At 71.0% G+C, this 25,724-nt stretch carries 16 protein-coding genes; 7 read left to right on the top strand and 9 right to left on the bottom strand.

The annotated features are described in order from the left end of the window. The first annotated feature begins 114 nt into the window (after window positions 1-114). The 4 genes from ASD21_RS25095 to ASD21_RS19405 all read left to right on the top strand — a co-directional run bounded on the left by ASD21_RS25095 (window position 115) and on the right by ASD21_RS19405 (window position 14,352). Window positions 115-10,002 carry an autotransporter outer membrane beta-barrel domain-containing protein gene (locus ASD21_RS25095; RefSeq protein ID WP_156398431.1) on the top strand — a complete coding sequence of 3,296 codons (9,888 nt, stop codon included), beginning with the start codon at window positions 115-117 and terminating at the stop codon, window positions 10,000-10,002. Between the two features lie 273 nt (window positions 10,003-10,275). After that, window positions 10,276-11,028 (top strand): phosphocholine cytidylyltransferase family protein, encoded by a 753-nt coding sequence (locus tag ASD21_RS19415; protein WP_056445194.1) that lies wholly within the window; start codon window positions 10,276-10,278, stop codon window positions 11,026-11,028. Window positions 11,029-11,344: 316 nt separating this feature from the next. Next, window positions 11,345-13,645 carry a TonB-dependent receptor gene (locus ASD21_RS19410; RefSeq protein ID WP_056445191.1) on the top strand — a complete coding sequence of 767 codons (2,301 nt, stop codon included), beginning with the start codon at window positions 11,345-11,347 and terminating at the stop codon, window positions 13,643-13,645. Between the two features lie 266 nt (window positions 13,646-13,911). Then, window positions 13,912-14,352: a hypothetical protein gene (locus ASD21_RS19405; protein WP_156390710.1), complete on the top strand. Its 441-nt coding sequence runs from the start codon at window positions 13,912-13,914 to the stop codon at window positions 14,350-14,352. A gap of 22 nt (window positions 14,353-14,374) precedes the next feature. Here ASD21_RS19405 and ASD21_RS19400 read toward each other — a convergent pair whose 3' ends face one another. From ASD21_RS19400 to ASD21_RS19375, 6 genes are all read right to left on the bottom strand, one after another. Further along, a complete protein-coding gene (locus ASD21_RS19400) occupies window positions 14,375-15,157 on the bottom strand; it encodes a nucleotidyltransferase family protein (RefSeq protein ID WP_056445182.1) in 783 nt (260 codons plus the stop codon). Between the two features lie 3 nt (window positions 15,158-15,160). Continuing rightward, complete coding sequence (locus ASD21_RS19395) at window positions 15,161-16,312, bottom strand: hypothetical protein (protein ID WP_056445179.1); 1,152 nt, start codon at window positions 16,310-16,312, stop codon at window positions 15,161-15,163. Then, complete coding sequence (locus ASD21_RS19390; RefSeq protein WP_056445176.1) at window positions 16,313-17,377, bottom strand: LptF/LptG family permease; 1,065 nt, start codon at window positions 17,375-17,377, stop codon at window positions 16,313-16,315. Then, window positions 17,374-18,603, bottom strand: coding sequence for an LptF/LptG family permease (locus ASD21_RS19385; protein WP_056445172.1), 1,230 nt, complete (start codon window positions 18,601-18,603; stop codon window positions 17,374-17,376). The genes ASD21_RS19390 and ASD21_RS19385 overlap by 4 nt, the downstream gene beginning before the upstream one ends. Then, window positions 18,600-19,037, bottom strand: a complete 438-nt coding sequence (locus tag ASD21_RS19380) for an HIT family protein (RefSeq protein WP_056445169.1) — start codon at window positions 19,035-19,037, stop codon at window positions 18,600-18,602. The genes ASD21_RS19385 and ASD21_RS19380 overlap by 4 nt, the downstream gene beginning before the upstream one ends. Before the next feature lie 118 nt (window positions 19,038-19,155). After that, window positions 19,156-20,079 (bottom strand): metallophosphoesterase family protein, encoded by a 924-nt coding sequence (locus tag ASD21_RS19375; RefSeq protein WP_056445166.1) that lies wholly within the window; start codon window positions 20,077-20,079, stop codon window positions 19,156-19,158. Window positions 20,080-20,235: 156 nt separating this feature from the next. Between ASD21_RS19375 and ASD21_RS19370 the strand changes: the two genes are divergently transcribed. From ASD21_RS19370 to ASD21_RS19360, 3 genes are read left to right on the top strand one after another with little or no spacing between them, the layout of a single operon-like run. Next, on the top strand, window positions 20,236-21,294 hold the full coding sequence (locus ASD21_RS19370; RefSeq protein ID WP_235524936.1) for a CDP-alcohol phosphatidyltransferase family protein: 1,059 nt from the start codon (window positions 20,236-20,238) through the stop codon (window positions 21,292-21,294). Beyond that, window positions 21,294-22,211 carry a diacylglycerol/lipid kinase family protein gene (locus ASD21_RS19365; protein ID WP_235524919.1) on the top strand — a complete coding sequence of 306 codons (918 nt, stop codon included), beginning with the start codon at window positions 21,294-21,296 and terminating at the stop codon, window positions 22,209-22,211. Before ASD21_RS19370 ends, ASD21_RS19365 begins: the two co-directional genes overlap by 1 nt. Beyond that, on the top strand, window positions 22,208-23,152 hold the full coding sequence (locus tag ASD21_RS19360; RefSeq protein ID WP_056445161.1) for a hypothetical protein: 945 nt from the start codon (window positions 22,208-22,210) through the stop codon (window positions 23,150-23,152). Before ASD21_RS19365 ends, ASD21_RS19360 begins: the two co-directional genes overlap by 4 nt. A gap of 42 nt (window positions 23,153-23,194) precedes the next feature. On the opposite strand, the gene spt is transcribed toward ASD21_RS19360, so the two are convergent. The 3 genes from spt to ASD21_RS19345 all read right to left on the bottom strand — a co-directional run bounded on the left by spt (window position 23,195) and on the right by ASD21_RS19345 (window position 25,724). Next, window positions 23,195-24,412 carry a serine palmitoyltransferase gene (gene spt, locus ASD21_RS19355; RefSeq protein ID WP_056445158.1) on the bottom strand — a complete coding sequence of 406 codons (1,218 nt, stop codon included), beginning with the start codon at window positions 24,410-24,412 and terminating at the stop codon, window positions 23,195-23,197. A 3-nt stretch (window positions 24,413-24,415) separates the two neighbouring features. Further along, window positions 24,416-24,667, bottom strand: a complete 252-nt coding sequence (locus ASD21_RS19350; protein ID WP_028039590.1) for an acyl carrier protein — start codon at window positions 24,665-24,667, stop codon at window positions 24,416-24,418. Window positions 24,668-24,746: 79 nt separating this feature from the next. After that, window positions 24,747-25,724: an NAD-dependent epimerase/dehydratase family protein gene (locus ASD21_RS19345; RefSeq protein ID WP_056445156.1), complete on the bottom strand. Its 978-nt coding sequence runs from the start codon at window positions 25,722-25,724 to the stop codon at window positions 24,747-24,749.

The following is a 25,724-nucleotide window of genomic DNA, read 5'->3' as shown; positions in this document are numbered from 1 at the left end:
GCGAACTTTGTTCGTCCAATACGGGAAAACGCTCCGAACTTCGTTAAGAACGGTTAAGCTACGCGCGCGCGATTTTGCGGTCGGACGTCGATCGCGCCGGTATCGGGGGAAGTCATGGGTAAGTTGTCGGCTGGCGCGGCGAAGGCCGCCGTTGCGGAGTCCACGCGCGTGGATCGTCTGGCGCGGTTCGCCGAGGGGCTGGAGCAACTGGCCGGACGCTGGGAGCGCGAGGCTCGCGACCCGCGGGTGGCCGCGGCCCTGAGCGAGCGCTTCGGCGCCTCGGCCCCGGAACTTCTGGCCACCCAGGACGCCGTCGCCCATCTGCTGGCCTCGTCCTTCGGAGCGCCCGGCGCCCTGCCGCCCAAGCTGCTGCTGCGTCTGCACGACGCCCTGGCGGTCCTGGCCGTGCTGGCGGCCTATGCGCCGCCGCCGGCCGAACTGAACATCGTCCCCATCGTCGACGTGAAGAGCCGGGACCAGGCGGTCCGGATCGAGACCGCCGCGCGCAAGCTGCTCAAGGGCCTGGGCCGGGTCCTGGCGGTCGGCGCGGTCGGGGCCACCGTGCTGGGCGCCTTGCCGGCGGCGGCGGGCGACTACACGGCCAACGCCAACGGCGGCGGGGCCAGCAACGGCACCAGCCTGCCCGCCCACGGCACCAACGGCGACGGCGGCAATGACGGCGGCTCGATCAGCCCCTCGATCAACGGCAGTTTTGACAAGGCCGGCGGCCCGGCCGTCAGCGTCACGGCCAACGGGAGCAATGGCGGCAACGGCGGCGACGGCTTCCTTGTCCCGCCCTTGGTCCTGGTCGGCTTCGGCGGCGACGGCGGGGTCGGCGGCGACGGCGGCGCGGTCGATCTGACGGTCGGCGGCGACGTCTCGACCACCGGCGACAACGCGGTGGGCGTCCAGGTCAAGAGCAACGCCGGCGCGGGCGGCGACGGCGGCGACGGCTACGGCGCTTATGGCGAGGGCGGCTCGGGTCGGCACGGCGGCGCCGGCGGCTCGGCCAACCTGACCAACAACGCCTCGGTCACGACCGGTGGGAACCAGTCCTCGGCCCTGTTCGTGCAGAGCACGGGCGGCGCCGGCGGCGACGGCGGCTACGGCGCGGGCATCGTCGGTTCGGGCGGCGCCGGCAGCGGCAGCGGGCCGGGCGGCTCGGTGGGGGTGATCAACAACGGCCTGCTGGAGACCTGGGGCACGGGCTCGAACGGCATCCTGGCCCAGAGCGTCGGCGGCCTGTCCGGCTCGGGCGGCTCGGCCGGCGGCATCGGCGCCTTCGCGGGCGGCTCCAACGCGGCGGGCGTCGGCGGCGCGGTCAATGTCGCCAACCATGACGGGATCATCACGCACGGCGCCGTCTCCTACGGCATCCTGGCCCAGAGCGTCGGCGGCGGCGGCGGCGCGGCCGGCGGCGCGGGCGGGATCGCGGCTCTGGGCGGCGCGGGTTCGGGCGGCGGCAACGGCGGCCAGGTCGACGTGTTCAACGACGGCGTGATCGAGACCGGCGGCGTGGCCTCGATCGGCATGTTCGCCCAGAGCGTGGGCGGCAGCGGCGGCGTCGGCGGCGGGGCCGGCGGCCTGGTCGGCATCGGCGGCGGCGGCGGCTCGTCCGGCGACGGCGGCGCGGTGACCGCCACCAACGCGGGCCAGATCTTCACCCACAACGACCTGTCCACGGGCGTGTTCGCCCAGAGCATCGGCGGCGGCGGCGGCAACGGCGCGGGCGGCGGCGGTCTGGTCGGCATCGGCGGCGACGGCGGCGCCTCGGGCAAGGGCGGGACCGTCACGGTGTCCAACACCGGCACGGTCGAGACCGACGGCAAGCTGGCCGCGGGCGTGTTCGCCCAGAGCGTGGGCGGCGGCGGCGGCAACGGCGCGGGGGCCGGCGGCCTGGTCGCGATCGGCGGCAAGGGCGGCGCGGGCGGCGACGGTGACACGGTCACGGTCGTCAACGACGGCGCCCTGACGACCCACGGCTATGACTCCTACGCGGTGTTCGCCCAGAGCGTGGGCGGCGGCGGCGGCAACGGCGGCGGCGCGGGCGGCATGTTCGCGATCGGCGGCGGCGGGTCCGGCGGCGGCATCGGCGGGACCGTCAACGTCACCAATCACGGCGCGATCGTCACCGACCTCGACGGTTCGGGCGGCGTGTTCGCCCAGTCGGTCGGCGGCGGCGGCGGCAACGGCGGCGACTCCACCAGCGTGGGCCTGTTCGTCAACCTGTCGATCGGCGGCTCGGGCGGCACGGCCAGCCGGGGCGGCGACGTCACGGTGATCAACGACGGCTCGATCGCCACCGGCGGCGACCGGGCCACGGCCATCTACGCTCAGAGCGTGGGCGGCGGCGGCGGCGACGGCGGCTTCGGGGCCGGCGGCGCGATCGGCGTCTACGGCGCGGTCAGCATCGGGGTCGGCGGCGACGGCGGCGCGGGCGGCGCGGGCGGGATCGTCCACGTCACGGCCGACGGGACCCTGGTCACCACCGGCGCGGATTCGCGCGGCGTGTTCGCCCAGAGCGTGGGCGGCGGCGGCGGCGACGGCGGCTACACGGTCGCCGCGGCCCTGGCGGTCGGCGACGTCGGCGCGGCGGCGGGTTCGATCTCGGTCGGCGGTTCGGGCGCCGGCGGCGGGGCCGGCGGCGAGGTCACGGTCGATCACACCACCGGCGTGAACATCGACACCAGCGGCGACCGGGCGGTCGGCGTGTTCGCCCAGAGCGTGGGCGGCGGCGGCGGCAACGGCGGCTGGAGCGGCGCGATCGCGCTCGCGGCCTCGGGCGGCGCCAGCGCGTCGATCGGCGTGGCCGTGGGCGGCGGCGCCGACGACGGCGGCAAGGGCGGCAAGGTCACGGTCGATACGGCCGGCCAGATCCACACCCGGGGCGTCGACGCCTCGGCCATCTATGCTCAGAGCATCGGCGGCGGCGGCGGCACGGGCGGCTTCGCCCTGGCCGGGGCCCTGGCCGGCGGCTCGGCGGCCGGCGCGGCCTCGGTCGGGGTCGGCGGTTCGGGCGGCGCCGGCGGCGAGGGCGACGAGGTCAAGGTGCTCAGCGTCACCGACATCGTCACCGAAGGCGACCGTTCGGCCGGGATCTTCGCCCAGGCGGTGGGCGGCGGCGGCGGCAGCGGCGGCTGGAGCGGCGCGGTGGCGGGCGCGGGCGGCGTGGCCGGCGGCTCGGTCGGCGTCTCGGTCGGCGGCAGCGGCGATCACGGCGGCAAGGGCGGCGTCGTAAAGGTCAACAGCGTCGGCCAGATCGACACCCTGGGCGAGGACGCCACGGGCATCTTCGGCCAGAGCGTCGGCGGCGGCGGCGGCAGCGGCGGCTTCTCGCTGGCGGCGGCCGTGGCGGGCGGCGAGGGCGCGCTGGCGGGCTCCGTCGGAGTCGGCGGTTCGGGCGCGGGCGGCGGCGACGGCGACACGGTCGACATCATCACCCACGGCGACATCCATACGCGCGGCGACCGGGCGGCGGGCGTGTTCGCCCAGTCGATCGGCGGCGGCGGCGGCAACGGCGGCTGGAGCGGCTCGCTGGCGGGGGCCGGCGGCGTCGGCGCCGGCGCGGTCGGGGTTTCGGTCGGCGGCTCGGCCGACGGCGGCGGCGTGGGCAAGGACGTCTCGATCCTCAGCCGCGGCGCGGTGGCCACCGAAGGCGACGACGCGGCGGGCCTGATGGCCCAGTCGGTCGGCGGCGGCGGCGGCACGGGCGGCTTCTCGTTGGCGGCGGGCATCGCCGGCGGCGAATTCGCGGGCTCGGCCTCGGTCGGGGTCGGCGGTTCGGGCGGCGGCGGCGGCAAGGCCGGCAAGGTCCTGGTCGACACCCAGGGCGACATTTCCACGATCGGCGATCGGTCCTCGGCCATCTACGCCCAGAGCGTGGGCGGCGGCGGCGGCTCGGGCGGCTGGACGGGCGCGCTGGGCATCGCCGGCGGGACCGGGGCCGGCACGGTGGCGGTCGGGGTCGGCGGCAGCGGCGACGTCGGCGGGGCCGGCGACACGGTCGGGGTGACCAGCGTCGGCGACCTGGAGACCCAGGGCGCGGATTCGCACGGCATCCTGGCCCAGTCGATCGGCGGCGGCGGCGGCAGCGGCGGCTTCTCGCTGGCGGCCGGCGTGGCGGGCGGCGAGACGGCGGGGGCCGGCTCGGTCTCGGTCGGCGGCTCGGGCCTGGGCGGCGGCGACGCCGAGGCGGTGACCGTCTCGTCCAGCGGCGACATCCATACCCACGGCGACCGGTCGGCGGGCGTCTACGCCCAGTCGGTGGGCGGCGGCGGCGGCGACGGCGGCTGGAGCGGTTCGCTCGCCATCGGCGCGGGCCAGACCGCGGGCGCGGTCGGCGTCAGCGTCGGCGGTTCGGCCGGGCTGGGCGGCGCCGGCCGGGCCGTCACGGTCGACAGCGTCGGCACGGTGATCACGGAGGGACATGACGCGGCGGGCTTGCTGGCCCAGAGCATCGGCGGCGGCGGCGGCACGGGCGGCTTCTCGCTGGCGGCCGGCGTCGGCGCGGGTCAGACGGCGGGCGCGGCTAGCGTCAGCGTCGGCGGCACGGGCGGGGCGGGCGGCGTCGCCGGCCGGGTCGAGGTCAGCAGCGAGGGGACGATCGTCACCGGCGGCGACCGATCCTACGGCGTCCAGGCCCAGTCGATCGGCGGCGGCGGCGGCAGCGGCGGCTGGAGCGGTTCGCTGGCGGTCGGCGCGGGCAACAACGCCGCGGCGGTCACGGTCGGGATCGGCGGCGGCGGCGGCGTGGGCAACGACGGCGGCGAGGTCGAGGTCGACGTCATCGACCTGATCCTGACCCTGGGCGACGACGCCACGGCGGTGCTCGCGCAATCGATCGGCGGCGGCGGCGGCAGCGGCGGCTTCTCGTTGGCGGCTGGCGTCGGGGCGGGCCAGACGGCCGGCTCGGGCAGCCTGACCGTCGGCGGCTTCGGCGGCTCGGCGGGCGACGGCAAGATCGTCGAGGTCACCAGCCACGCGGACATCGGCACCATCGGCGATCGCGCCAACGGCATCCAGGCCCAGAGCATCGGCGGCGGCGGCGGAGCCGGCGGCTGGACGGCCGCCCTGGCGGTCGGGGCGGGCCAGACCAGCGGCGCGGTCGCCGTCGGCATCGGCGGCTTCGGCGCCGGCGGCGGCGACGCGGGGGCCGTGACGGTCGACAGCTTCGGCCAGATCTACACCATCGGCGACGACGCGGCGGGCGTCCTGGCCCAGTCGATCGGCGGCGGCGGCGGCAGCGGCGGATTCTCGCTGGCGGCCGGCGTCTCGGTCGGCCAGAGCACCGGGGCGGGGACCCTGACCATCGGCGGCGGCGGCGGGGTCGGCGGCGACGCCGGCGACGTCACCGTCCACAGCCACGACGTGATCATCACCGAGGGCGACCGCGCCTATGCGATCCAGGCCCAGTCGATCGGCGGCGGCGGCGGTAACGGGGGCTTCTCGGCCTCGGTGACGGCGGCCCTGTCCTCGGGCGCGCCCAAGGCGATCAGCGCCTCGGTCGGCGGCTTCGGCGGCGCGGGCGGCGACGGCAAGGTCGTCACGGTCACCAGCGACCTCGGCGCCTCGACCTATGGCGAGGACGCTCACGCCCTCTACGCCCAGAGCGTGGGCGGCGGCGGCGGGTCCGGCGGCTTCTCGCTGGCCGGCGCCCTGACGGCGGGGACCAGCACGGTCGGCCTCTCGGCGGCCATCGGCGGCGCGGGCGGCGCGGCGGGCGAGGGCGGCGACGTCCATGTCGTCACCGACGGCGTGACCACCACCGACGGCGCGCGGTCCTACGGCGTGTTCGCCCAGAGCGTGGGCGGCGGCGGCGGCGACGGCGGCTTCGCCGGCGCCCTGACCGGCGGCCTTGGCTCGACCGACAACATCGCCATCGGCGTGTCGATCGGCGGCTTCGGCGGCGCGGCGGGCAAGGCCGGCGACGTCGAGGTGACCAACCACGGCAAGGTCGGCACGCTGGGCGACGGCTCCACGGCGGTGTTCGCCCAGAGTGTGGGCGGCGGCGGCGGCTCGGGCGGCATGGCCGTCTCGGCGGCCCTGGGCGGCGCCAAGTCCAAGAACATCTCGATCGCCCTGGGCGGTTCGGGCGCCGGCGGCGGCAAGGGCGGCGACGTCAAGGTCACCTCGACCGACCTGGTGGTCACCGAAGGCGACGACGCCATCGCCATCTTCGCCCAGAGCGTGGGCGGCGGCGGCGGGGCCGGCGGCGCGGCGGGCGCCCTGGCGGTGTCCGGCGGCGAGTCGACCAACCTGGCGATGAACATCGGCGGCTTCGGCGGCGCGGGCTCGCAAGGCGGCGACGTCACGGTCGTCAACAGCGGGCAGGTCTTCACCTCGGGCGAGCAGTCGCACGGCATCTTCGCCGAGAGCGTCGGCGGCGGCGGCGGCCACGGCGGCATGGCCGGCATCGACGAGAACCAGTGGTCCGACTACATGGCCGGCGGCGCCGGCACGGTCAGCCTGGGCTCCAACAGCAACAACATCTCGGTCGCCCTGGGCGGCCAGGGCGGCACCGGCGACGACGGCGGCGTGGTCAAGGTGACCAACAGCGGCGTGGTGGCCACCACCGGCGAGTCCCAGGCCAACGCCATCTACGCCCAGAGCATCGGCGGCGGCGGCGGCGACGCGGGCGTGGCCACGGCGGCATCCGGCAGCTTCGGCCAGGGCAAGAACGGCACCTACGCCGTCGCCCTGGGCGGCTTCGGCGGCGAGGCCGGAAACGGCGGCCTGGTCCAGGTGGTCAACAGCGGCTCGCTCAGCACGATCGGCGGCAACTCGACCGGCATCGTCGCCCAGAGCGTGGGCGGCGGCGGCGGCAGCGGCGGCGACGCCCGCGGCTTCTCGCTGGGCTTCGCCAAGAAGGCGGCCGGCACGACCAAGGCCACCTCGGTCAACGTGTCGATCGGCGGCCAGGGCGGGGCGGCCGGCGACGGCGGCCAGGTCGACGTGACCAACAGCGGCCAGATCCTGACCGAGGGCGGCGACTCGCACGGCGTGTTCGCCCAGTCGGTCGGCGGCGGCGGCGGTCGCGGCGGCCTGATCTCGACCCAGGGCGAGGAGGTCGTGACCTTCCTGGACCTGGCCAACAAGGGCGAGGCCAAGGGCGGCCAGATCGCCATCGGCGGTTCGGGCGCGGGCGGCGGTGACGGCGGCGCGGTCACGGTCGGCAACAGCGGCCTGATCTGGACCAAGGGCAAGGACGCCCACGGCGTGTTCGCCCAATCGGTGGGCGGCGGCGGCGGCGACGGCGGCTCGGGCCTGGCCGGCGAGGTCAGCATCGGCGGCCAGGGCGGCGTGGCCGGCGACGGCGGCGCGGTCAAGGTCAGCAACAGCGGGACCATCGTCACCGAAGGCGCCCTGTCGCGCGGCGTGTTCGCCCAGAGCGTGGGCGGCGGCGGTGGCACCGGCGGGGCCACCGACTACGACGGCCCCGACACCTATTCCTACAGCGACGCCCTTTCCAAGACGATGGGCGAGGTCGGCAAGCTGACCGACGCCAAGGACCTGGTCGACTCGTTCAGCGAGCCGGCCTGGGGGATCAGCATCGGCGGCACGGGCGGCTCGGCCGGTGACGGCGGCAGCGTCACGGTCGACAACAGCGGCGCGATCTACACGTCCGGCCGGCTGTCGCACGGGGTCATGGCCCAGAGCGTCGGCGGCGGCGGCGGCACGGGCGGCGAGGGGACGATCACCGGCCTCGGCCAGATCGTGTTCTCCGGCGTGGGCGGCACGGCCGGCGACGGCGGCGACGTCATCGTCACCAACAGCGGCCTGATCCAGACCGAAGGCTTCGGCGCCTACGGCATCTTCGCCCAGAGCATCGGCGGCGGCGGCGGCGTGGCCGGCGACGTGTCGCTGGGCATCGCCTCGTGGGGCGACTTCAGCGCCTACGGCGGCGAGGACTACAGCGACTACGCCGACATGAGCATCAACCCGCTGGACGGCTACGGCGGCGACGGCGGCGACGTCACGGTGACCAACACCGGCGACATCGTGCTGCTGGGCGCCGGCTCGGTCGGCATCTTCGCCCAGTCGGTGGGCGGCGGCGGCGGCCTGTTCGGCAGCGGCCTGGGCCTGTCGTTCGCCGGTTCGCTGGGCGGCACGGGCGACGCGGGCACGGTCACCGTGATCCAGAACGGCAACATCTGGGCCGGCGGCCTGAACGGCATCGGGGCCTTCTTCCAGAGCCAGGCCGGCGACGTGCCGGCGGCCGGATCGCACAGCCTGGCCGCGTCGGCCGCGGCGGCGCCGACCTATTCGGCGGCCGACATCGTCGCCACCCTGAACGGCGACGTTCATGGCGGCTCGGTCTACGGCAAGGGCGTGTTCGTCGACGGCGGCAAGAACAACGTCATCACCCTGAACGGCGTGGTGTCGGCGGCCTCGAACCTCGCGATCCTGGCGACCACCGGCAACGACACGATCATCAGCAACAAGGGCGTGATCGGCAACATCGACCTGGGTCGCGGCGTGAACGCCTTCCGCAACACGGCGGCCTCGACCCTGCTGACCCTGGACTATGTGAAGCTGAACGGCGGCCTGCTGACCAACGACGGACTGCTCACGCCGGGCGGCGCCGGCCTGGTGCAGGTCACCAGCGTCGAGGGCGACTTCAAGCAGACCGCGACCGGCGTGTTCCTGGCCGACCTGGACCTGGGCAAGACGGGCAAGGCCGGCGAGATCGACCGCCTGGACATCACCGGCTCGCTGGACCTGAAGGGCAAGTTCGTCCTGCAGATCGCCGACCCGGGCCACATCCTGCCGGGCGACCACACGGCCGCCATCCTCAACGGTTCGGGCGTGGTCACCGCCTCGGGCCTGCAGCTGGTGGCCCCGGTCTCGTCGATCGCCATGTTCGAGCTGAAGACCACGGCCGACGACCTGAACCTGCACTATGTGGTCGACTTCTCGCCGGCCGGGTTCAACGTCAACCGCACGGCCGTCGGCGACCACATCAACAACATCCAGCTGGCCGGCAGCACCAACGCCTTCGCGCCGGTGGCGGCCGAACTGTTCTGGGAGCCGTCGCAGGTCAATCTGGCCAACTATTACGACAGCTTCAGCGCCGAGACCTATGCCGACCAGGTGGCGGTGACCAACTTCGCCATCGCCGGCTTCACGGACTCGATGATGACCTGTCCGACGGCGCCGGGGCAGGGCGAGGCCGACAGCTGCGTCTGGGCCAAGGCCGGCGGGCGGCAGCTGACGCTGGACGCCACGGCCCAGGACATGGCGTACAAGGAGCGTTCGACGGGTCTGTCGGGCGGCTTCGAGAACGCCGCGGGCCCGCACTGGCGGTTCGGCGCGGCGGCCTCGGCCGAGAGCCTGCGGACCGGCATCCCGACCCGCACCCAGGGCGACGGCGACCGCTATCAGTTCGGCGCGGTGGCCAAGGCCGCCGACGGTCCGCTGACGGCCGCCATGGCCTTCACCGCCGGTTCCAGCTCGGTCGACACCCGTCGCGCCGTGCTGCTGCCCTCGGGCCTGCGGATGGCGGAAGCCAAGCAGCGCCAGACGTTCCAGGCGATCACCGCCCGGACCGGCTACCGCTTCGGCACGGGCAAGGCCTACGCCAAGCCGATCGCCGAACTGAACTGGGCTCGGATCTCGACCGACGCCTTCGCGGAAAAGGGCGCCGGCGCCCTGAACCTGGTGGCGCCCAAGCAGGTAGACCAGTCCACCCGCGCCAGCGTCAAGCTGGAGGTCGGCGGCGAGTTCATGCAGGGCGTCACGGCGATCCGGCCCTATGCCCGGATCGGCGCCAGCCACATGCTGTCGGGGCGCGCGCCGCAGTTCACCACCGCGTTCGAGAGCGCGGCGCCGGTGGCGGGGTCGTTCGACGTCGCCGGGCGGCTGGACAAGACGACGGTCGACGCCGAACTCGGCGCGGCCCTGGTCAACGCCAAGGGGGCCAGCGCCAGGGTCAACTGGTCGGGTCAGTTCGGCGACCGAGTCAGCAACCAGGCCCTGGCGGTGAAATTCACCGTGCCGTTCTAAGAACCTCTCTGACCCGCTCATCCCGGCGAAAGCCGGGACCCAGATGGAATGGCTTGGAAGCTGACGCCAAAAGCGCTGAGCCCTTCCAATCATCCGCACCGCTATAGGATCTGGGTCCCGGCGTTCGCCGGGATGAGCGGATTTGGGAGATGCTTGCGCGCGCCCAACGAAACTTGATACTTCGCACCCTGAAGCGACGGGGCGGGCTTGTTGGCCTGCCCCGTCGTCGCTATTTCGCGCTCTTCGCTTTTCCAGACAGACGAGACCACGCCCGTGGCGAAACCGGCCAAAGCCATCATTCTCAGCGCCGGCCAGGGCAAGCGCCTGTCGCCGCTCACCGATACGCGCCCCAAGTGCCTGGTCGAGCTTTCGGGCCGTACTGTGCTGCATTGGCAGCTCAAGCACCTGGCCGAGGCGGGGATCACCGAGGCGGTGGTGGTGACCGGCTTCGCCGCCGACACCGTCGAGAAGGAGGTCGCCGGGCTGGACGTCCCGGGCCTCGAGATCCGCACCCTGTTCAATCCGTTCTACGCCCTGACCGACAACCTGGCGACCTGCTGGCTGGCGCGCGGCGAGATGCGCGGCGACTTCCTGCTGCTGAACGGCGACACCCTGTTCGAGGCCCCGATCGCCGAGCGCCTGATCGCCGCCCCGCCGGCCCCGATCACCGTCACCATCGACCGCAAGGCCGCCGGCTACGACGCCGACGACATGAAGGTGCTGACCGAGGGCCTGTCCCTGCGGGCCATCGGCAAGACCATCGATCAGTACGACGCCGAGTCGATCGGCTTCCTGCGCTTCGACCCCGAGGGCGCGGCGCTGTTCACCCGCATCGTCGAGCAGGCCCTGCGCACGCCGGAGGGCCTCAAGCGCTGGTACCTCAGCGTCATCAACCAGATCGCCCAAGACCACGACGTGGTCAGGGTGCAGTCGATCGAGGGCCTGGAATGGGCCGAGATGGACTTCCCCGAAGACCTGCCGAAGAACCGCGAACTGGCGGCGGCCTGGGTCGCGGCGGGGGAGTAGGCGAGGGCGGGCGCCTCGGCGGCGCCCAACGGGTGTTCGCCGGCGCCGAAGGCTTGATCAAACCTCGATATTCCGTGTCCTGACGATTGTGTCGTCGGCGGCGCGTCGCCGTGCTCAATCCGAACATTTTCATGCTCGGAAACCCTTCAAGTAAGCGTGTTCTTACCCTGTCACCGGCCGGTCACACGCCGTCCCTATACGGCGGAGACCTCAGCCTAAACCGCTGGGCGCGCTTGAGGAGGCAGGCCGTTGGGCCAATACCTCCTTGGTGTTTTTGGTCGATTCGAGCCCGGGGTCGGGCGGAACGGGGATTTCCATGCGTAGGTTCGGAATTCACAAAGTCAGCCTGCTGACGGGCGCGGCGCTGTCGGCGCTGTCCTTCGGCGGCGCCCTGGCCCAGGAGGCGTCCTCGACGACCCTGGACGCGGTCGTGGTCACGGCCGAGCGCCGGTCGGAAAACCTGCAGAAGGTGCCGGTGTCGGTGGCCGTGGTCGGCGGCGACCAGCTGCGCGCCATCCAGGGCGGCGGCGACGACATCATCTCGCTGTCGGGCAAGGTGCCCAGCTTCTACGCCGAGACCACCACGGGCCGGATCTTCCCGCGCTTCTACATCCGCGGCCTGGGCAACATCGACTTCTACCTGGGCGCCTCCCAGCCGGTGTCGATCATCCAGGACGACGTCGTGCTCGAGCACGTGGTGCTGAAGTCCAACCCGGTGTTCGACGTCCGGCAGGTGGAAGTGCTGCGCGGCCCGCAAGGTTCGCTGTTCGGCCGCAACACCACCGCCGGCATCGTCAAGTTCGACACCAACCGGCCGACCCAGACCCTGGAAGGCCGCGCCAGCGCCTCGTACGGCACGTACGGCACGACCACCTTCGACGGCGGCATCGGCGGGCCGATCGTGGCCGACAAGCTGGCCTTCCGCGTTTCGGCGCTCTACCAGCACCGCGACGACTATGTCGACAACACCTTCGCCGGGACCAGCGCCGACGGCACCGTCACCCCGAAGAAGGACGCCATGGGCGGCTTCGACGAGAAGGACGTGCGGGTCCAGCTGCTGGCCACCCCGACCGAGCAGCTGACGGTCCTGGCCTCGGCCCACGCCCGCAACTACGAGGGCACCTCGACCCTGTTCCTGCGCCAGGCGCTGACCAAGGGCTCCAACGAACCCCACGCCCCGCGCGACAGCGTCGCCTTCGACGAGGCCGACAACAACCCGCAGGCCTACGACACCCAGGGCGCGTCGCTGAACCTGGCCTATGACCTGGGCCCGGTGACCCTGACCTCGATCAGCGCCTACGAGACCACCGCCGGCTACAGCCGCGGCGACACCGACGGCGGCGCGGCCGCCAACTATCCGGTCGGCGGCGTGCCCAACGGCTTCGGCCAATCGATGGGCCAGGTCCGCGGCCTCGACCAGCTGACCCAGGAACTGCGCCTGGCCAGCAACGGCGACGATCGCCTGAAGTGGCAGGTGGGCGCGCTGTACTTCGACTCGCGCGACACGACCGACTTCTACCAGCGCGCCTATTTCCTGAAGCCCGGCTCGGCCGGCTACAACCCCAACAACTGGGTGCGGCTGGACAACCTCAACACCTCGTGGGCGGTGTTCGGCCAGGTCAGCTACAAGCTGACCGACGCCCTGACGATCACCGGCGGCCTGCGCGACACCTACGACGCCAAGAAGACCAGGCTGGTCAAGACGGCCAACACCGCCGCCAACGTCCAGACCTACGCCGGCCGTCGCTATGTGCGCCTGTCGGACGAGCAGGTCAGCTGGGACCTCTCGGCCAACTACGAGGTCAATCCCGACCTGAACCTCTACGCCCGCGCGGCCAAGGGCTTCCGCGGCCCGACCATCCAGGGCCGCTCGGCGGTGTTCAACAGCGACTTCACGACCGCCAATTCCGAAACGATCCTGTCGTGGGAAGCCGGCTTCAAGAGCACGCTGCTGGACAACACCCTGCGCCTGAACGCCTCGGCCTTCACCTACGAGGTCAAGGACATCCAGCTGAACGGCAACGACTCCAACGGCAACGGCGTGCTGTTCAACGCCGACAAGGCCAAGGCCTACGGCCTGGAAGCTGACGCCGAATGGCGCCCGATCTCCAACCTGACCCTGACGGCGGGCCTGAGCCTGCTGCACAGCGAGATCGACGACAAGCGCGTCTACGCCCAGGTCTGCGCGCTGAACAGCGTGGTGGTCTGCACGGTCAAGAACCCGACCAAGGCGATCGTCGGCCCCTTCGGCACCAGCTATTTCGCCCAAATCGACGGCCAGCCGCTGCCCAACGCGCCGAAGTACAACTTCAGCTTCACGGGCCGCTACGACGTGCCGGTCGGCGCCGACGGCAAGCTGTTCATCGCCACGGACTGGAACGTCCAGGGCTATACGAACTTCGTGCTCTACAAGACCGACGAGTTCTACTCGAAGGGCAACTTCGAAGGCGGGCTGAAGCTCGGCTACGAAGGCGGCGACGGCGCCTATGAAGTGGCCCTGTTCGGCCGCAACATCACCAACGAGAAGAACCTCAAGGGGGTCATCGAGAACTACATGGCGGCCGTCTACAATGAGCCGCGCATCGTGGGGATCTCGGTCAGCGCCAAGCTGAAATAGTCCGCGTCCACGTTTCGACCTCTCAAGGACCCCGTCGCCGACGCCGCTCCAGCGGCGCTCGGCGGCGGGGTTTTTTCACGTCTGGAGCTCGTGCAACCTCTATGGTTGCGCTTAAATGCATACTCCCTCCCCAATTGCGTTCGCGAAGGAGTTCGGTCAGGCTCGCGCAGGGACGCCTCGTGGAGACTCAGTCTCGCGTCGGAAGTTCGCGGCGTTGGCGCCCCGCTCGAAACCAAGGTCTTCAACGACGCGAGAGGGAGCGACCAATGTCACTGAGAGTTCACGGCCTGCCTTTGGGCCAGAAGCGCGAAGAAGCGGCGAACGGAGCCACCGCCGACGGCTGGGCCACGAGGCTGGCGAAACTGATCCCCGCCGAGGCGCTGGGCGTCTACGGCGCGGCGCTCGGCCTCATACCGAGCCTGGAGGGCCAGGATACGGTGCGGCTGGTCCTCCTGATCGTGGTCACCTTGGCCTGTCTGGCCATCCTGATCGCGGTGCGTATCAAGAGCACGGCTCAAAACGCCGACGGTCCCCAACCGCTGGGCATCGCCATCTCGTGCGTGGCCTTCCTGATCTGGACCGCGACATTGGGGCCGACGAGCTCCCCGTTCCCGATCCCGAAAGACTTCGGGTTCATCGTCTCGCTTGTCGGGATGCTCTATGTCGCCCTGGTGGGCGTCTTCTATCGCGGCGACACCACAACGTGAGCCCGGCGATCGCCGCGGGGGCTCACCCCTCGACGATCGACCGCACCAGGTCCAGGTCGGCCGGCTTGTCGACGTCCACCGCCGCCAAGCCGTGCCGCGCCCGGACGGCCGCCGCCTTGACCCCCGCCAGGCGGCCGATGCGGGCCACCATCTCGTCCAGGGTCATCAGGCCCAGCAGGTAGCGCGCCAGCATGACCGGACCGAACAGGGCCGCGATTTTCCACGGCTGCTTGCGGTGCTTCTCGACCGTGCGCCACAGGTCGATGGCCCGCAAGCTGGCCGGGGTTTTCAGATAGAACAGGTTGCAGCCCGAATAGCGGCCGTCGCGGAACGCCAGATAGGTGCGCTTGGTGGTCGGCGCGGCCGACCGCACCAGGGCCTCCTCGCCCAGCAGGATGGCGATGTCGGCGTCGGCCGGGGTGTCGGCCATGAAGTCCGTCACCCATTCCGGCCGCAGCAGGGCGTGGTCGACCGTGGTCACCAGCAGCGGCGTGCCCATGGCCACCGCGCCCTCGTGGACGCTCTGGCTGGGACCGGCGGCCGAGGGCAGGCGCGACAGCGTCGCCCGGGCCTTCTCGGCCCGCAGGGCCGCTTGCAGCGCCACGTCGTTGGTCGAGACGCCGATGCGGCTGGCGCCGGCCTGGTCCAGCGCGGTCAACACCCGCCGCAGCAGGGTCTGGCCGCCCAGGACGATCAGGCCCTTCTGGCTGACGCCGGCATAGTCGGCGACGGGATCGACCCCGCCGCGCGAACCGGCCAGCACGAGCGCCTGAAAGGGCTCTCCAGGGCCTGCTTCCTGGCCCACCGGCTAGATCGCCTTCTCGTAGATCCGATAGGTCTTGTAGATCTCCGCGCCCATCGCCTCGGAGATCCGGCGCATCGGGGCGTTGTCCTCGAGGATCCACGAGAACTCAAACTTGTCGTAGCCCAGGGCCAGGCCCGCGTCGCGGCCGGCGTTCATCAGGTGGAACGGCACGACCTGACCGCGCAGGGTGTCGGCGAACTTGCGCTTGAGGCCCATCAGCGGGATGCGGATCGACTTGACCCGCTTGACCTTCAGCCGCCACAGCAGCTTGGCCCAGCCGAACGGCAGCAGCTTGCCGTTCAGGCCCTCGATGGCCTCGTTGACGTTGGGCAGCAGCACGATGAAGCCCGCCGGCTCGCCGTCGATCTCGGAAAACAGGATCAGGCGCTTGTCGAGCACGTCCTTCAGCGACTTGCCCAGCTGGGCGGTCTCGGCCTCGGTGGTGGGCACGAAGCCCCAGTTGCCCGCCCAGGCGTCGTTGAGGATGCCGGTCAGGGCTTTGACCTCCTCGTCGTAGCGGCTCATGTCCAGCTCGCGCAGGGTCACGCCCTCGGGCAGGCCGCGCTTGACCCGGCGCACCACCACGGGCGGCAGGGCGGCGCGGGGATCGCAGACATAGGCGTAGACGTCCTTGGCCTTGACGTAGCCCTGCTCTTCGACGCGCGCGGCCGTGTAGCGGGGGTCGTGGCCCATCATCACCATCGGCTTGGTGTCGAAGCCGTCGACCAGCAGGCCGACCTCCTCGTTGATCGACAGGTTGAACGGACCCAGGGCCCGGTCGCAGCCGCGCGCCTTCAGCCAGTCCTCGGCCGTGCGGAACAGCAGGGAGAAGATCGCCGGCTCGTCCTCGGCGGCGACCATGCCGAAGTTGCCGGTCTTCGCCGTGCCTTCCTCGGTGGCCAGGTGGTCGATCTGGGCGCTGATCCGGCCCACGTCGCGGCCGCCGCGCACGGCCAGCCACATCTGCACGTCGGCATGCTCGAAGAACGGGTTGGTCTTGGGCGTCAGGGCCGCCATCCGCTCGTACATCAGCGGCACGACCCAGTTGGGGTCCTTGGCGTTCAGTCGGTTGGCCAGCTCGATGAACCGCTTCAGCTCGGCCTTGGAGTTGACGGGAACGATCGAGAGGTCGGAGTCGGTGGTGTCGAACGGCATTCAGCCCTCCAAAACAACAAGCGCATGGATCGCGAGGGCCGCGAAGATGACCGGACCGCCCCAGACGGCCAGGATGGGCGAAAGGGAGCCGCCTTCGCCGAGCGCCGACAGCAAGCCGTTGACGACCAGGAAGATGAGGCCGGCCGCCAGGCCGCCGGCCAGCAGCAGCGCGCCTTGGCCGCTGCGGAAATTAGCCAGGGCGACCGGCGCGCTGAGCAGCAGCATCACCAGGGACACGACCGGTCCGGCGAAGGCGGCCAGCAAGCGGGTCTCGTAGAAGGTGGTCGGGCGGTCGCCGCCGCCGTTCAGCAGGGCGCGGCGAGCCGTCGCCGCGGTCGGCACGGGGCTGTCGGCGAACAGGGCCTGGACGTCCTGAGGGTGCAGGGGCGAGGGCCAGTCCATCTTGGCGGCGGGCGTGACATTGGACTGCTCGCCGTGGAACCGGACGATCACGGGCTTGGTCAGGGCCCAGCCCTTGTCGCGGGCGTAGGAGGCCGACGGCGCTTCGACGCGCTCCACCAGCCGGCCGGTGGTGTCGCGCCGATAGATCCTCACCGCGTTCAGGGTTGCGCCGTCGGCCGAGGACCCGGCGGCGATCACCAGGTCGTCGCCGGCCCGGAAGCTGCGCGGACCCGGGACCTTGCGATCGGCGGCCGGCGTGGTGGCCTGCCACCACGCGGCCAGCACCGGATCGGTGCGGGGGGCGATCAGCTGGGCGCAGCTGAAGTCGACGGCCATCACCACGAACGCCACGGGCAAGGCCATGGCGACGATGCGATAGGCCGAGATGCCGGTCGCGCGCATGGCGATGATCGCGCTCTCGCGCGCCAGCTGCGAGAAGGCGAACAGCCCGCCGGCCAGGGTGGCGATCGGGGCGACCTGCTCGATCAGCCGCGGCGAGCGCAGGGCGGCGTAGTACAGCACCCCGGCCGTGCCCAGGCCCCGGTCGAGGATGTCGGTGGTCACTTCCAGCAGGTCGAGGATCTGCAGGATGGAGAACAGGATCACGGCCGCGCCGAACACGCGCATGCCGACCGTCCGCAGGACATAGAGCGGGATCTTCATGCCTCGGCCTGCTCGAACTTGTCGCGGAACATGCGGCGGAAACGCTTGATGCCCACGCCGAACCGGCGGATCAGCTCGGTGACCGGGGTCTGGCCGGGGCGCTTGCGGCTGCCGATGAACATCCAGACGCTGAGGCCGGTGAAGATCAGCCATGGCGCTCCGACCGCCGCCAGCGGCATGGCCTTGCCCGATTCCGCCAGGCTCTGGCCCAGTTGCAGGCTGTGCTGGAAGGCCAGCAGCAGCACGCCGGCGATGATCAGGCCGGGCGTGCGGTTGCCGCGCTTGGCGGCCAGTCCCAGCGGGAAGGCCAGCAGCGGCAGGAAGGGCAGGAACAAGGCCCGGGCCAGGCGTCCGTAGAGCTCGGCCAGCAGGGTGGCGCGCGGCACGATCGGCTTGGGGCTGTCGGCCTGGCGGGCCAGTTCGCCCAGGGTCAGCTCGCGCTCGTCGCCGCCGCGGCTGCGCAGCAGGGCGGCCGCGCCGGCCAGGGGCACGTTGGTGGTGAAACGGTCGAACATCAGGATGCGATAATGGCCCAGGGCGTCCACGCCGATCCGCTGGCCCTTGCGCAGCAGCATGGTGACGTTCTTGCCGTCGGCGTCGGCCCGCAGGTCGGCGGTGGCGGCGGTGATCACCTCCTCGCGGCCGTTGACGTCCATGCGGCGGATGAACACCCGCGTCAGCTGCTGGCCGGCCGCGTCGGCGCCGTCGGCGGTCATCAGCAGCTTGGGCTGGTCGATGAAGGCCCCGCCGTTGAGTTTGCCGTTCCAGCCGGCGTTGATCGCCTCGTGCATGACGGCGCGATAGGCGTAGCGGCTGTAGGGCTGCATGTAGCCGAACACGACCAGGCTGAAGACCGTCAGGAACAGGCCGACGCAGACGAACGGCGCGGCGATGCGGGTCAGGGACTGGCCGCTGGCCAGCAGGGCGTCGATCTCCGACCCGTCGCTGAGCTTGGTGATGACGATGAACAGCGCCACGAAGAACGCCACGGGCAGGGCCAGGCCCAGATAGTGCGGCACCAGATTGGCGGCCAGCGAGGTGACATAGCCGAAGCGGGCGCTGCTTTGCGACAGCACGTCCAGCAGGCGCAGGACCCGCTCCAGCAGCAGGGCGATCACCGTCACGCCCAGGCAGCCGACGATCGGCCAGGCCAGCAGGCGCAGCAGATAGGCGTCGATCAGCCGGAAACGCGCGGTTCCATGCGGCGTGGGAATGGGCTTCCTCACGCGGCGGACCAGACCTGGGCCAGGGTCTGGGCCAGGCGCTCGGCGGCGTCGAGGTCCAGGTCGACCGTGGACCCCAGGGCCGGAACGGCGGGCCAGCCGGCGTCGGCATACACCCGGCCGTCATGTTCGCGCGTCCCGGCGTAGCGCGGGATCACGTGGAAATGCACATCCTTGTCGACCATCATCAGCATCAGATAGTTGATCTTCTCGTACGCCACGACCTTGCCCAGCGTCCGTTCAACGCCCTCGGTCGCCGTCTTGAGGTCGACGAAGGCGGCGGGACTCAGCTGGGAAAAGGCCTCGACCGATTCCTTGCATACCAGGACCAGAGACCCAAAGGTCGGTTGCTTGGGCCGCACCAGGATCAGCCAGCTGGCGGTCTCGGCCACTAGGGTGCGCGGGTAACCGAAGGTCTCAGCGGTGGGATTGGTCATGTCGGCCTCGCCTCGGGGCGTTCGCCGCCGTCGCTCATACAATAGGGACGCGGCCTTTTGCATGGAAGTGCGATCCGCGTTGTTCGCTTCGGTTCCGGCCCCGGCGTCCGAGGATGCGCTACGACCGCCGCGCGGCCGGGCGCCCGGCCTGGGTCAGGATGTAGCGGCCCAGCTCGCTCGGCTCACCGCTCTCCGGATCCAGGCCGCGCGCGACCACCTTCACCTCGACGCCGCCGTCGGCGCGTCGGTCGATCTCGACGCCGTGCCAGCGGGCCGCCGGATGGCCGCGCTTGCCCATGGCCGAGGCCGAGGGGACGCCCAGCACCGGGATCGTCGCGCCGTTCGGCCCGGGCGCCGTCGCCACCATCGCCTCATGGGCGTGACCGTGCAGGATCAGGTCGGCCCCGTGGCGGACGAGCAGGGCGCGCAGGGCGTCCTGGTCCTCCAGGGCCTTGCGCTTGACCACCGCGCCCGGGACGGGCGGGTGGTGGATCAGCAGCACCCGGAACGCGTCGCGATAGGCAGGATCGCCCAGCAGGGCGTCCAGGCGGTCGAGCTGCGCCTTTCCCAGCCGGCCCGTGGCCAGGTGCGGGGCGGTCGGCGCGGCCGAGCACAGGTTGAACAGCGCCACGCCGTCGCGCATCCGCACCTGGGGGAAGGCGATCGCGCCGTCGTCGCCCAGCCAGGGCGTCCAGGCGGCGAACGGCTGGCCGCCCTTGGCTTCGACCAGGGCGTCGTGGTTGCCGGGGCTGACGGTGATGTTCCAGGCCGGACCCAGCGCCTCCAGCCAGACGCGGGCGGCCTCGTATTCGGCGGGGGAGGCGTAGTTGGTCAGGTCGCCGGTGATGGCGATGTGGTCGGGCGCGTGGGCCTTGAGGTCGGCGACCAGCGCCGCCAGCACCTCGGGCCGATGCTCGCGGCGTTTGCGCCGCCAGGCGATCCGGCTCAGCAGTCGCTTGGACAGCAGGTCCCGCCAGCCGAACGCCCCTTGCGGCGGCGGCAGGTGAAGATCCGAGAGATGCGCGAGACGGAATATCGACAAGATTGGTTCACGGATTCTGGCGGAAGGAGCCGAAGCTGCTTATCAATCGCCCCAGGTTTCAAGGGGTTGTCTATCGTGAGCGTGGAAAATCATCCAAATGAGGCCGCCGGCCCGTCCGCCGTCACGGTCGGACAGGCCAAGACGCGCCTCTGGGGGATGACCTCCGCCGAGCGGTTGTCGCGAATCTACCGCCGTCTGGGCCTGGTCGAGGCCGGTCGCGAAACCGTTTTCATCACCGGCGACGTCGTGGTGGTCGACGCCGGCTGGGTGTTCGACGAGTCGCTGATCAAGGCCCTGGCCGGTCGTCCGGGCGCGGCCCTGGTCGACGAAGCGGGGCGCATCGTCGCCATCAACGTTCCCGCCGCGCGGGCCCGAGAGGCGATCGTGCGGCTCGACACCGGCGAGGACGTCACGGCCCTGGCCGAGGTCCGCCTGACCGCGCTGGAGCTGGGCTCGGCCTACAACAGCGCCCTGCGCAAGCGCGAGCCGCCGGTGCTGGAGCGCCTGACGCCCGAAACCCGCGTGGCGGTCGAGAAGCGGCTGTTCCAGGGCTCGTACAAGGGCGTCACCGACCTGGTGACGAAGTACGTCTGGCCCACGCCGGCCCGAATCGTCACCCGCTGGTGCGCCCTGGCCAGGATGACTCCCAACCAGGTCACCCTGATCGGTTTCCTGCTGGTGCTGGCGGCCTTCTGGCTGTTCTGGATCGGCGAGTTCGGCTGGGGCCTGGTCTGCGCCTGGATCATGACCTTCCTCGACACGGTCGACGGCAAGCTGGCGCGGGTGACCCTGACCTCGTCCAAGTGGGGCAACGTCTTCGACCACGGCATCGACCTGGTCCATCCGCCGTTCTGGTGGTGGGCCTGGTATGTCGGCGTCGGGGCTCTGGGCTTCACCATGCCCCACGGCGAACTGGCCCTGGCGGTCATCGTCGGCGGCTATGTGCTGCAGCGGGTCGAGGAGGGGATCTTCCTGGCCCTGTTCAAGGTCGAGATGCACGCCTGGCGGCCGTTCGACAGCTTCTTCCGGCTGATCACCGCCCGTCGCAACCCCAACCTGATCCTGCTGACCCTCGCGGTCGCGGTCGGACATCCCGACGTGGGATTCCTGGCGGTGGCGGTCTGGACGGCGATCTGCCTGATCGTGCACGCCGCGCAGATCCTGCAAGCCCTGGCGACCCCGAAGGGGGCCGTCGTGTCCTGGTTGTCGCGCTGATGCGTGTCGGGGTCGTCCGCAATCCGATGAGCCACGCCAACATCGGGCGCACCGACGACGTGTCGACGCCCGACGCCGTGCTGCTGGTCGAGCCGGCCACGCCCGAGGCGTTGGAGCAGGATCTTCAGGCCTTCGCCCAGTGCGGCGTGACCCTGCTGGTGATCGACGGCGGCGACGGCACGATCCGCGACGTGATCAGCCGGGCGGCGGTGATCTTCGGCGAGGCCATGCCGCTGATCGCCCTGATTCCGTCGGGCAAGACCAACGTGCTGGCCATCGACCTGGGCGTGCCGCGCGACTGGACCCTGGCCAAGGCGATGGCCGCGGCCAGGTCCGAACAGGCCGTCATCAAGCATCGCGCGCCGCTCGAGGTGCGCTGGGACGACGGGCGGCCCAGCCTGCGCGGCTTCGTGTTCGGCCTGGGCGCCTTCGTGCGCGCCACCAGCCTGGCCCAGAACGTCCACAAGCTGGGAGCCTTCCACAGCATCTCGGTCGGCATGAGCGTGCTGGGCGCGCTGGTCGGCACGGTGATGGGCGGCAAGCGCGACCTGTGGCGGGCCGGCGTGCCGCTGTGCCTGGCCATCGACGGCGAGGAGACCCGCACGGCCGATCGTTTCCTGGTGCTGGCCACCACGCTCAAGCGCCTGCCGTTCGGGGTGCGGCCGTTCGGCCCGCCGCGCGAGGGGCTCAAGTTCCTCGACGTCGACGCGCCGCCGCGGCGTCTGCCGGGGGCGTTTCCGGCCCTGCTGGCCGGCAAGGACTCGGCCTGGTCGTCGCAACACGGCTATCGGCGCGGCGACGCCGCGAAGCTGCGGATCACCACCGACCAGCCGCTCGTCGTCGACGGCGACGTCTATGACGGGGCGGGCGGGCTGACCGTGGTCCTGGGCCCGACCCTGAGGTTCCTGGCGGCATGACCGGGGCCGTCGCCAGCCTGGTGGGGGAGGAGCTGCTGGCTCCGGCCCCGCCGCAGGCCGTGGCCTTCGCGGCCAAGCTGCTCGACCGTTTCGAGGCGCCGCTGGCGGTGCTGTTCTACGGCTCGATCCTGCGCACCGGCGACCTGGACGGGGTGATGGACTTCTACGTGCTGACCGAGCACGTCCGCCCGGGCCCGCGCGGCCTGGCCACCCGCCTGCTGTGGCCCGACGTCAGCTATCACGAGCTGGAGCTGGACGGTCAGGTGCTGCGGGCCAAGGTGGCGACCATGACCCTGGCCCAGTTCCAGGCGGCGACGCGCGGGCAGGGGATCGACACCACCATCTGGGCCCGCTTCGTCCAGCCCGCGGGACTGGTGTGGAGCGCCGGTCCGGCGGTCGCCGAGCAGGTCATCGAGGCCGTGGCCGACGCGGCCCGCACGGCCGCCCGCTTCGCCGCCGCCCTGGGGCCTTCGGAGGCCGCGCCAGAGGCCTATTGGTCGGCGCTGTTTCGGGAAACCTACGCGGCCGAGTTCCGGGTCGAGAAGGGCGGGCGCGAGCGCTCGATCCTGGGCTTCGACGTCGCGCGCTATCATTGCCTGCTGATCGCCTGCTGGCGCGAGGAAGGGCTTCTGGACATCGAGCCCGACGGCCCCGTGCGCCCCACGCTGAGCCAGGCGGACCAGAAGCGCATCCAGGCCGCCTGGCGCCTGCGTCGCCGCCTGGGACGGCCTCTGAACTACGCCCGCCTGATCAAGGCCGCCTTCACCTTCGACGGGGCGGCGCGCTACGCGGCCTGGAAGATCGAGCGGCACACCGGCATGCCGGTGGCCCTGACCCCCTGGCGCGAGCGCCACCCGGTGCTGGCCGCGCCGGGCGTGCTTTGGCGGCTCTGGCGGCAGCGCCAGGCCCAGGCCAAGGCCCAGAAAGCAGGAAAGGCCTGAGGTTTCCCTCAGGCCTTTCCAATTTCAACGATGCAGCGCTGTCTAGGCCGAAACGCGCTTCAGCGGCGCTTCGATTAGGCCCATGGCGACGCCGATCTCGGCGAACACGGCCAGCACCTGGTCGATCTGCTGTTCGCTGTGGGCGGCGCTGACGCTGGTGCGCAGCAGCGGACGGCTGTCGGGGGTGGCGGGCGGCAGGGCCAGGTTCAGATAGACGCCGTTCTGCAGCAGGGCGTTCCACATGCCGATCGCGCGCTCGGTGTCCGGCATGGTGATGGCCACGATCGGGCTGGAGGTCGGGCCGGTCATGTAGCCCATGCCCGACAGGCCGTCGTAGAGGCGACGGGCGTTGGCCATCAGCTTGTGGCGCAGCTCGGGTTGTTCCTCCAGGCGGCGCAGGGCGGTCACGGTCGAGGAGACCACGGCCGGCGGCAGCGAGGCGGTGAACATGTACGGACGGCAGGTGACGCGCATGACGTCGAAGTCGTCCATGTCCGAGACGCAGAAGCCGCCGATGGCGCCCAGGCTCTTGGAGAAGGTGCCGACCACGAAGTCGACGTCGGCCTCGACGCCGGCCGCCTCGGCCAGGCCGCGGCCGTGCTCGCCGAGCACGCCCATCGAGTGGGCCTCGTCGACCAGCAGATAGCCGCCCAGCTCGCGCTTCACGGCGGCGATTTCCTTGAGCGGCGCGGTGTCGCCGATCATCGAATAGATGCCTTCAACGACGATCAGGCGTTCGCCCGGAACGTCCTTCATGCGGCGCAGGCGCTTGTACAGGTCTTCCGGATCGTTGTGGCGGAAGCGGATGACCTCGGCGTGGCCCAGACGCGCGCCGTCATAGATCGAGGCGTGGCTGTCGGCGTCCAGGATCAGGTGGTCGCCGCGGCCGACCAGCGTCGACAGCACGCCCAGATTGGCCTGGTAGCCGGTGGTGAACACCATGGCGTGCTTGCGCTTGTAGAACTTGGCCAGGGCCTCTTCGAGCTCGACGTGGGCTTCGAAGCTGCCGTTGGCGATGCGCGAACCGGTGGTGCCGGTGCCGCGTTCCTGGACGGCCTTGACCGAGGAGGCGATCGCCTGCTCGTCGAAGGTCAGACCAAGATAGTTGTTGGTGCCCAGCAGGATCGTGCGTTTGCCGTTGATCACGCCTTCAGTCGGCGAGACGACGGCGTCGAAGCGCACGCTGAAGGGATCGGCGCCGGCTTGCCGGATCGCGTTGTAAGCGTCGCGATACGCGAGGTGCTTGTCGAACAGCCCCATGGCTTAGGCCCTATTCCGAAGGTCTTTAATCAGGGAAGCAAGGTCTCCGGCGGTTTCCACCGAAGCCAGGCGATCCAGAGGAATGGAGATGTCGAAGGTGTCTTCGAGCTCCATGATGATGTTCATCAAGGCCAAGGAATCGACGGCCAGATCGCGGCCGATATGGGTATCGTTCGCCACATCGACCGAGCGCCCGAGCACCTTGCCCGTGGCTAAGCCGATTTCACGTAGAGTGAGATCCGTAACAGCTTCCATCGACGCGACGATATCCCCGACCAAAGTTCAATATAACCGAATTGTAACAAGCGTCTCGACAGAAAATCGCCGTATTTGGCTATTTCTGAGACTTTTTATCCTTCAACCAGCCTTCCGACCGATACCAGCGCACGCTTTGCGCGAATCCCGCTTCGAGAGGATATCTCACTGGGGGAAAGTCCGGAATCGGATCGTTGCTAGATAGGGCCCAATCGCCGTGAAGCAACTCCCGAGCCTTGCCTGGCGTGAGAATTGAATCACTCCCCGTCGCCAGTGACATCCATTTTGACAGAACCGCCAATGCCTTGATCGCTCCCGAAGGAATCCTGATCAGCCTTGGCGACGCGCCGACCGCTTTGGACGCGGTCTGCATGAGTTCGACCCAGCCATACCCCTCCGGACGGTCGTCGGACAAGCTGAGCAGGCCGGGGCGCGGCGTTTTGACCAAATGGGCGATCCGCGCGGCGGCGTCGTCGGCATGGATCCAGGCCATGCGGGTTTTGGGGTCCAAAACCGGCAAAAAGGCCGATTCCGAGGCCATTTTGAACAGTCTGAGCGTCTCGACATCGCCAGGTCCATAGATGGCGGGCGGGCGGACAATGGTCAGATCACTGCCAAAAATCTCGCGCGCTGCGTCTTCTCCGCCACGTTTGCTGCCGGCGTAATCGGACAAATGCGGTTCGCGGGCCGCCAGGCTGGAGACCAGGATGAGTCGCGCCCCGGCCGCCTTGGCCGCCTCGGCGACCCGCCGGGAGCCCTCGACATTGGCCCGGTCGAACGCGGCCCGGTCTCGCGCCTTGATCAGGCCGGCCACGTGGACGACCGCCTCGGCGCCGTCGCAGAGCGCGGCCAGAGCGGAGGCGTTGGCCAGATCGCCGATCACCAGCTGCGGTTCGAAGCCCGACCAGGCCGGATCGGCGACGTCGCGCCGGGCCAGGATGCGGACGGTCCAGTCCTGTTCGGCCAGGACCTTGACCAGGCGGCGACCGAGGAAGCCCGTGGCGCCGGTGACGGCGACACGTTTCTCCACGGGAGGCCCTTTCCGGGCCAGGTCCAT

Source organism: Caulobacter sp. Root1455, from assembly GCF_001426905.1.
GTDB lineage: Bacteria > Pseudomonadota > Alphaproteobacteria > Caulobacterales > Caulobacteraceae > Caulobacter.
The sequence above is the reverse complement of the archived record's forward strand: the minus strand, read 5'-3'. Positions and strand labels throughout refer to the sequence as shown.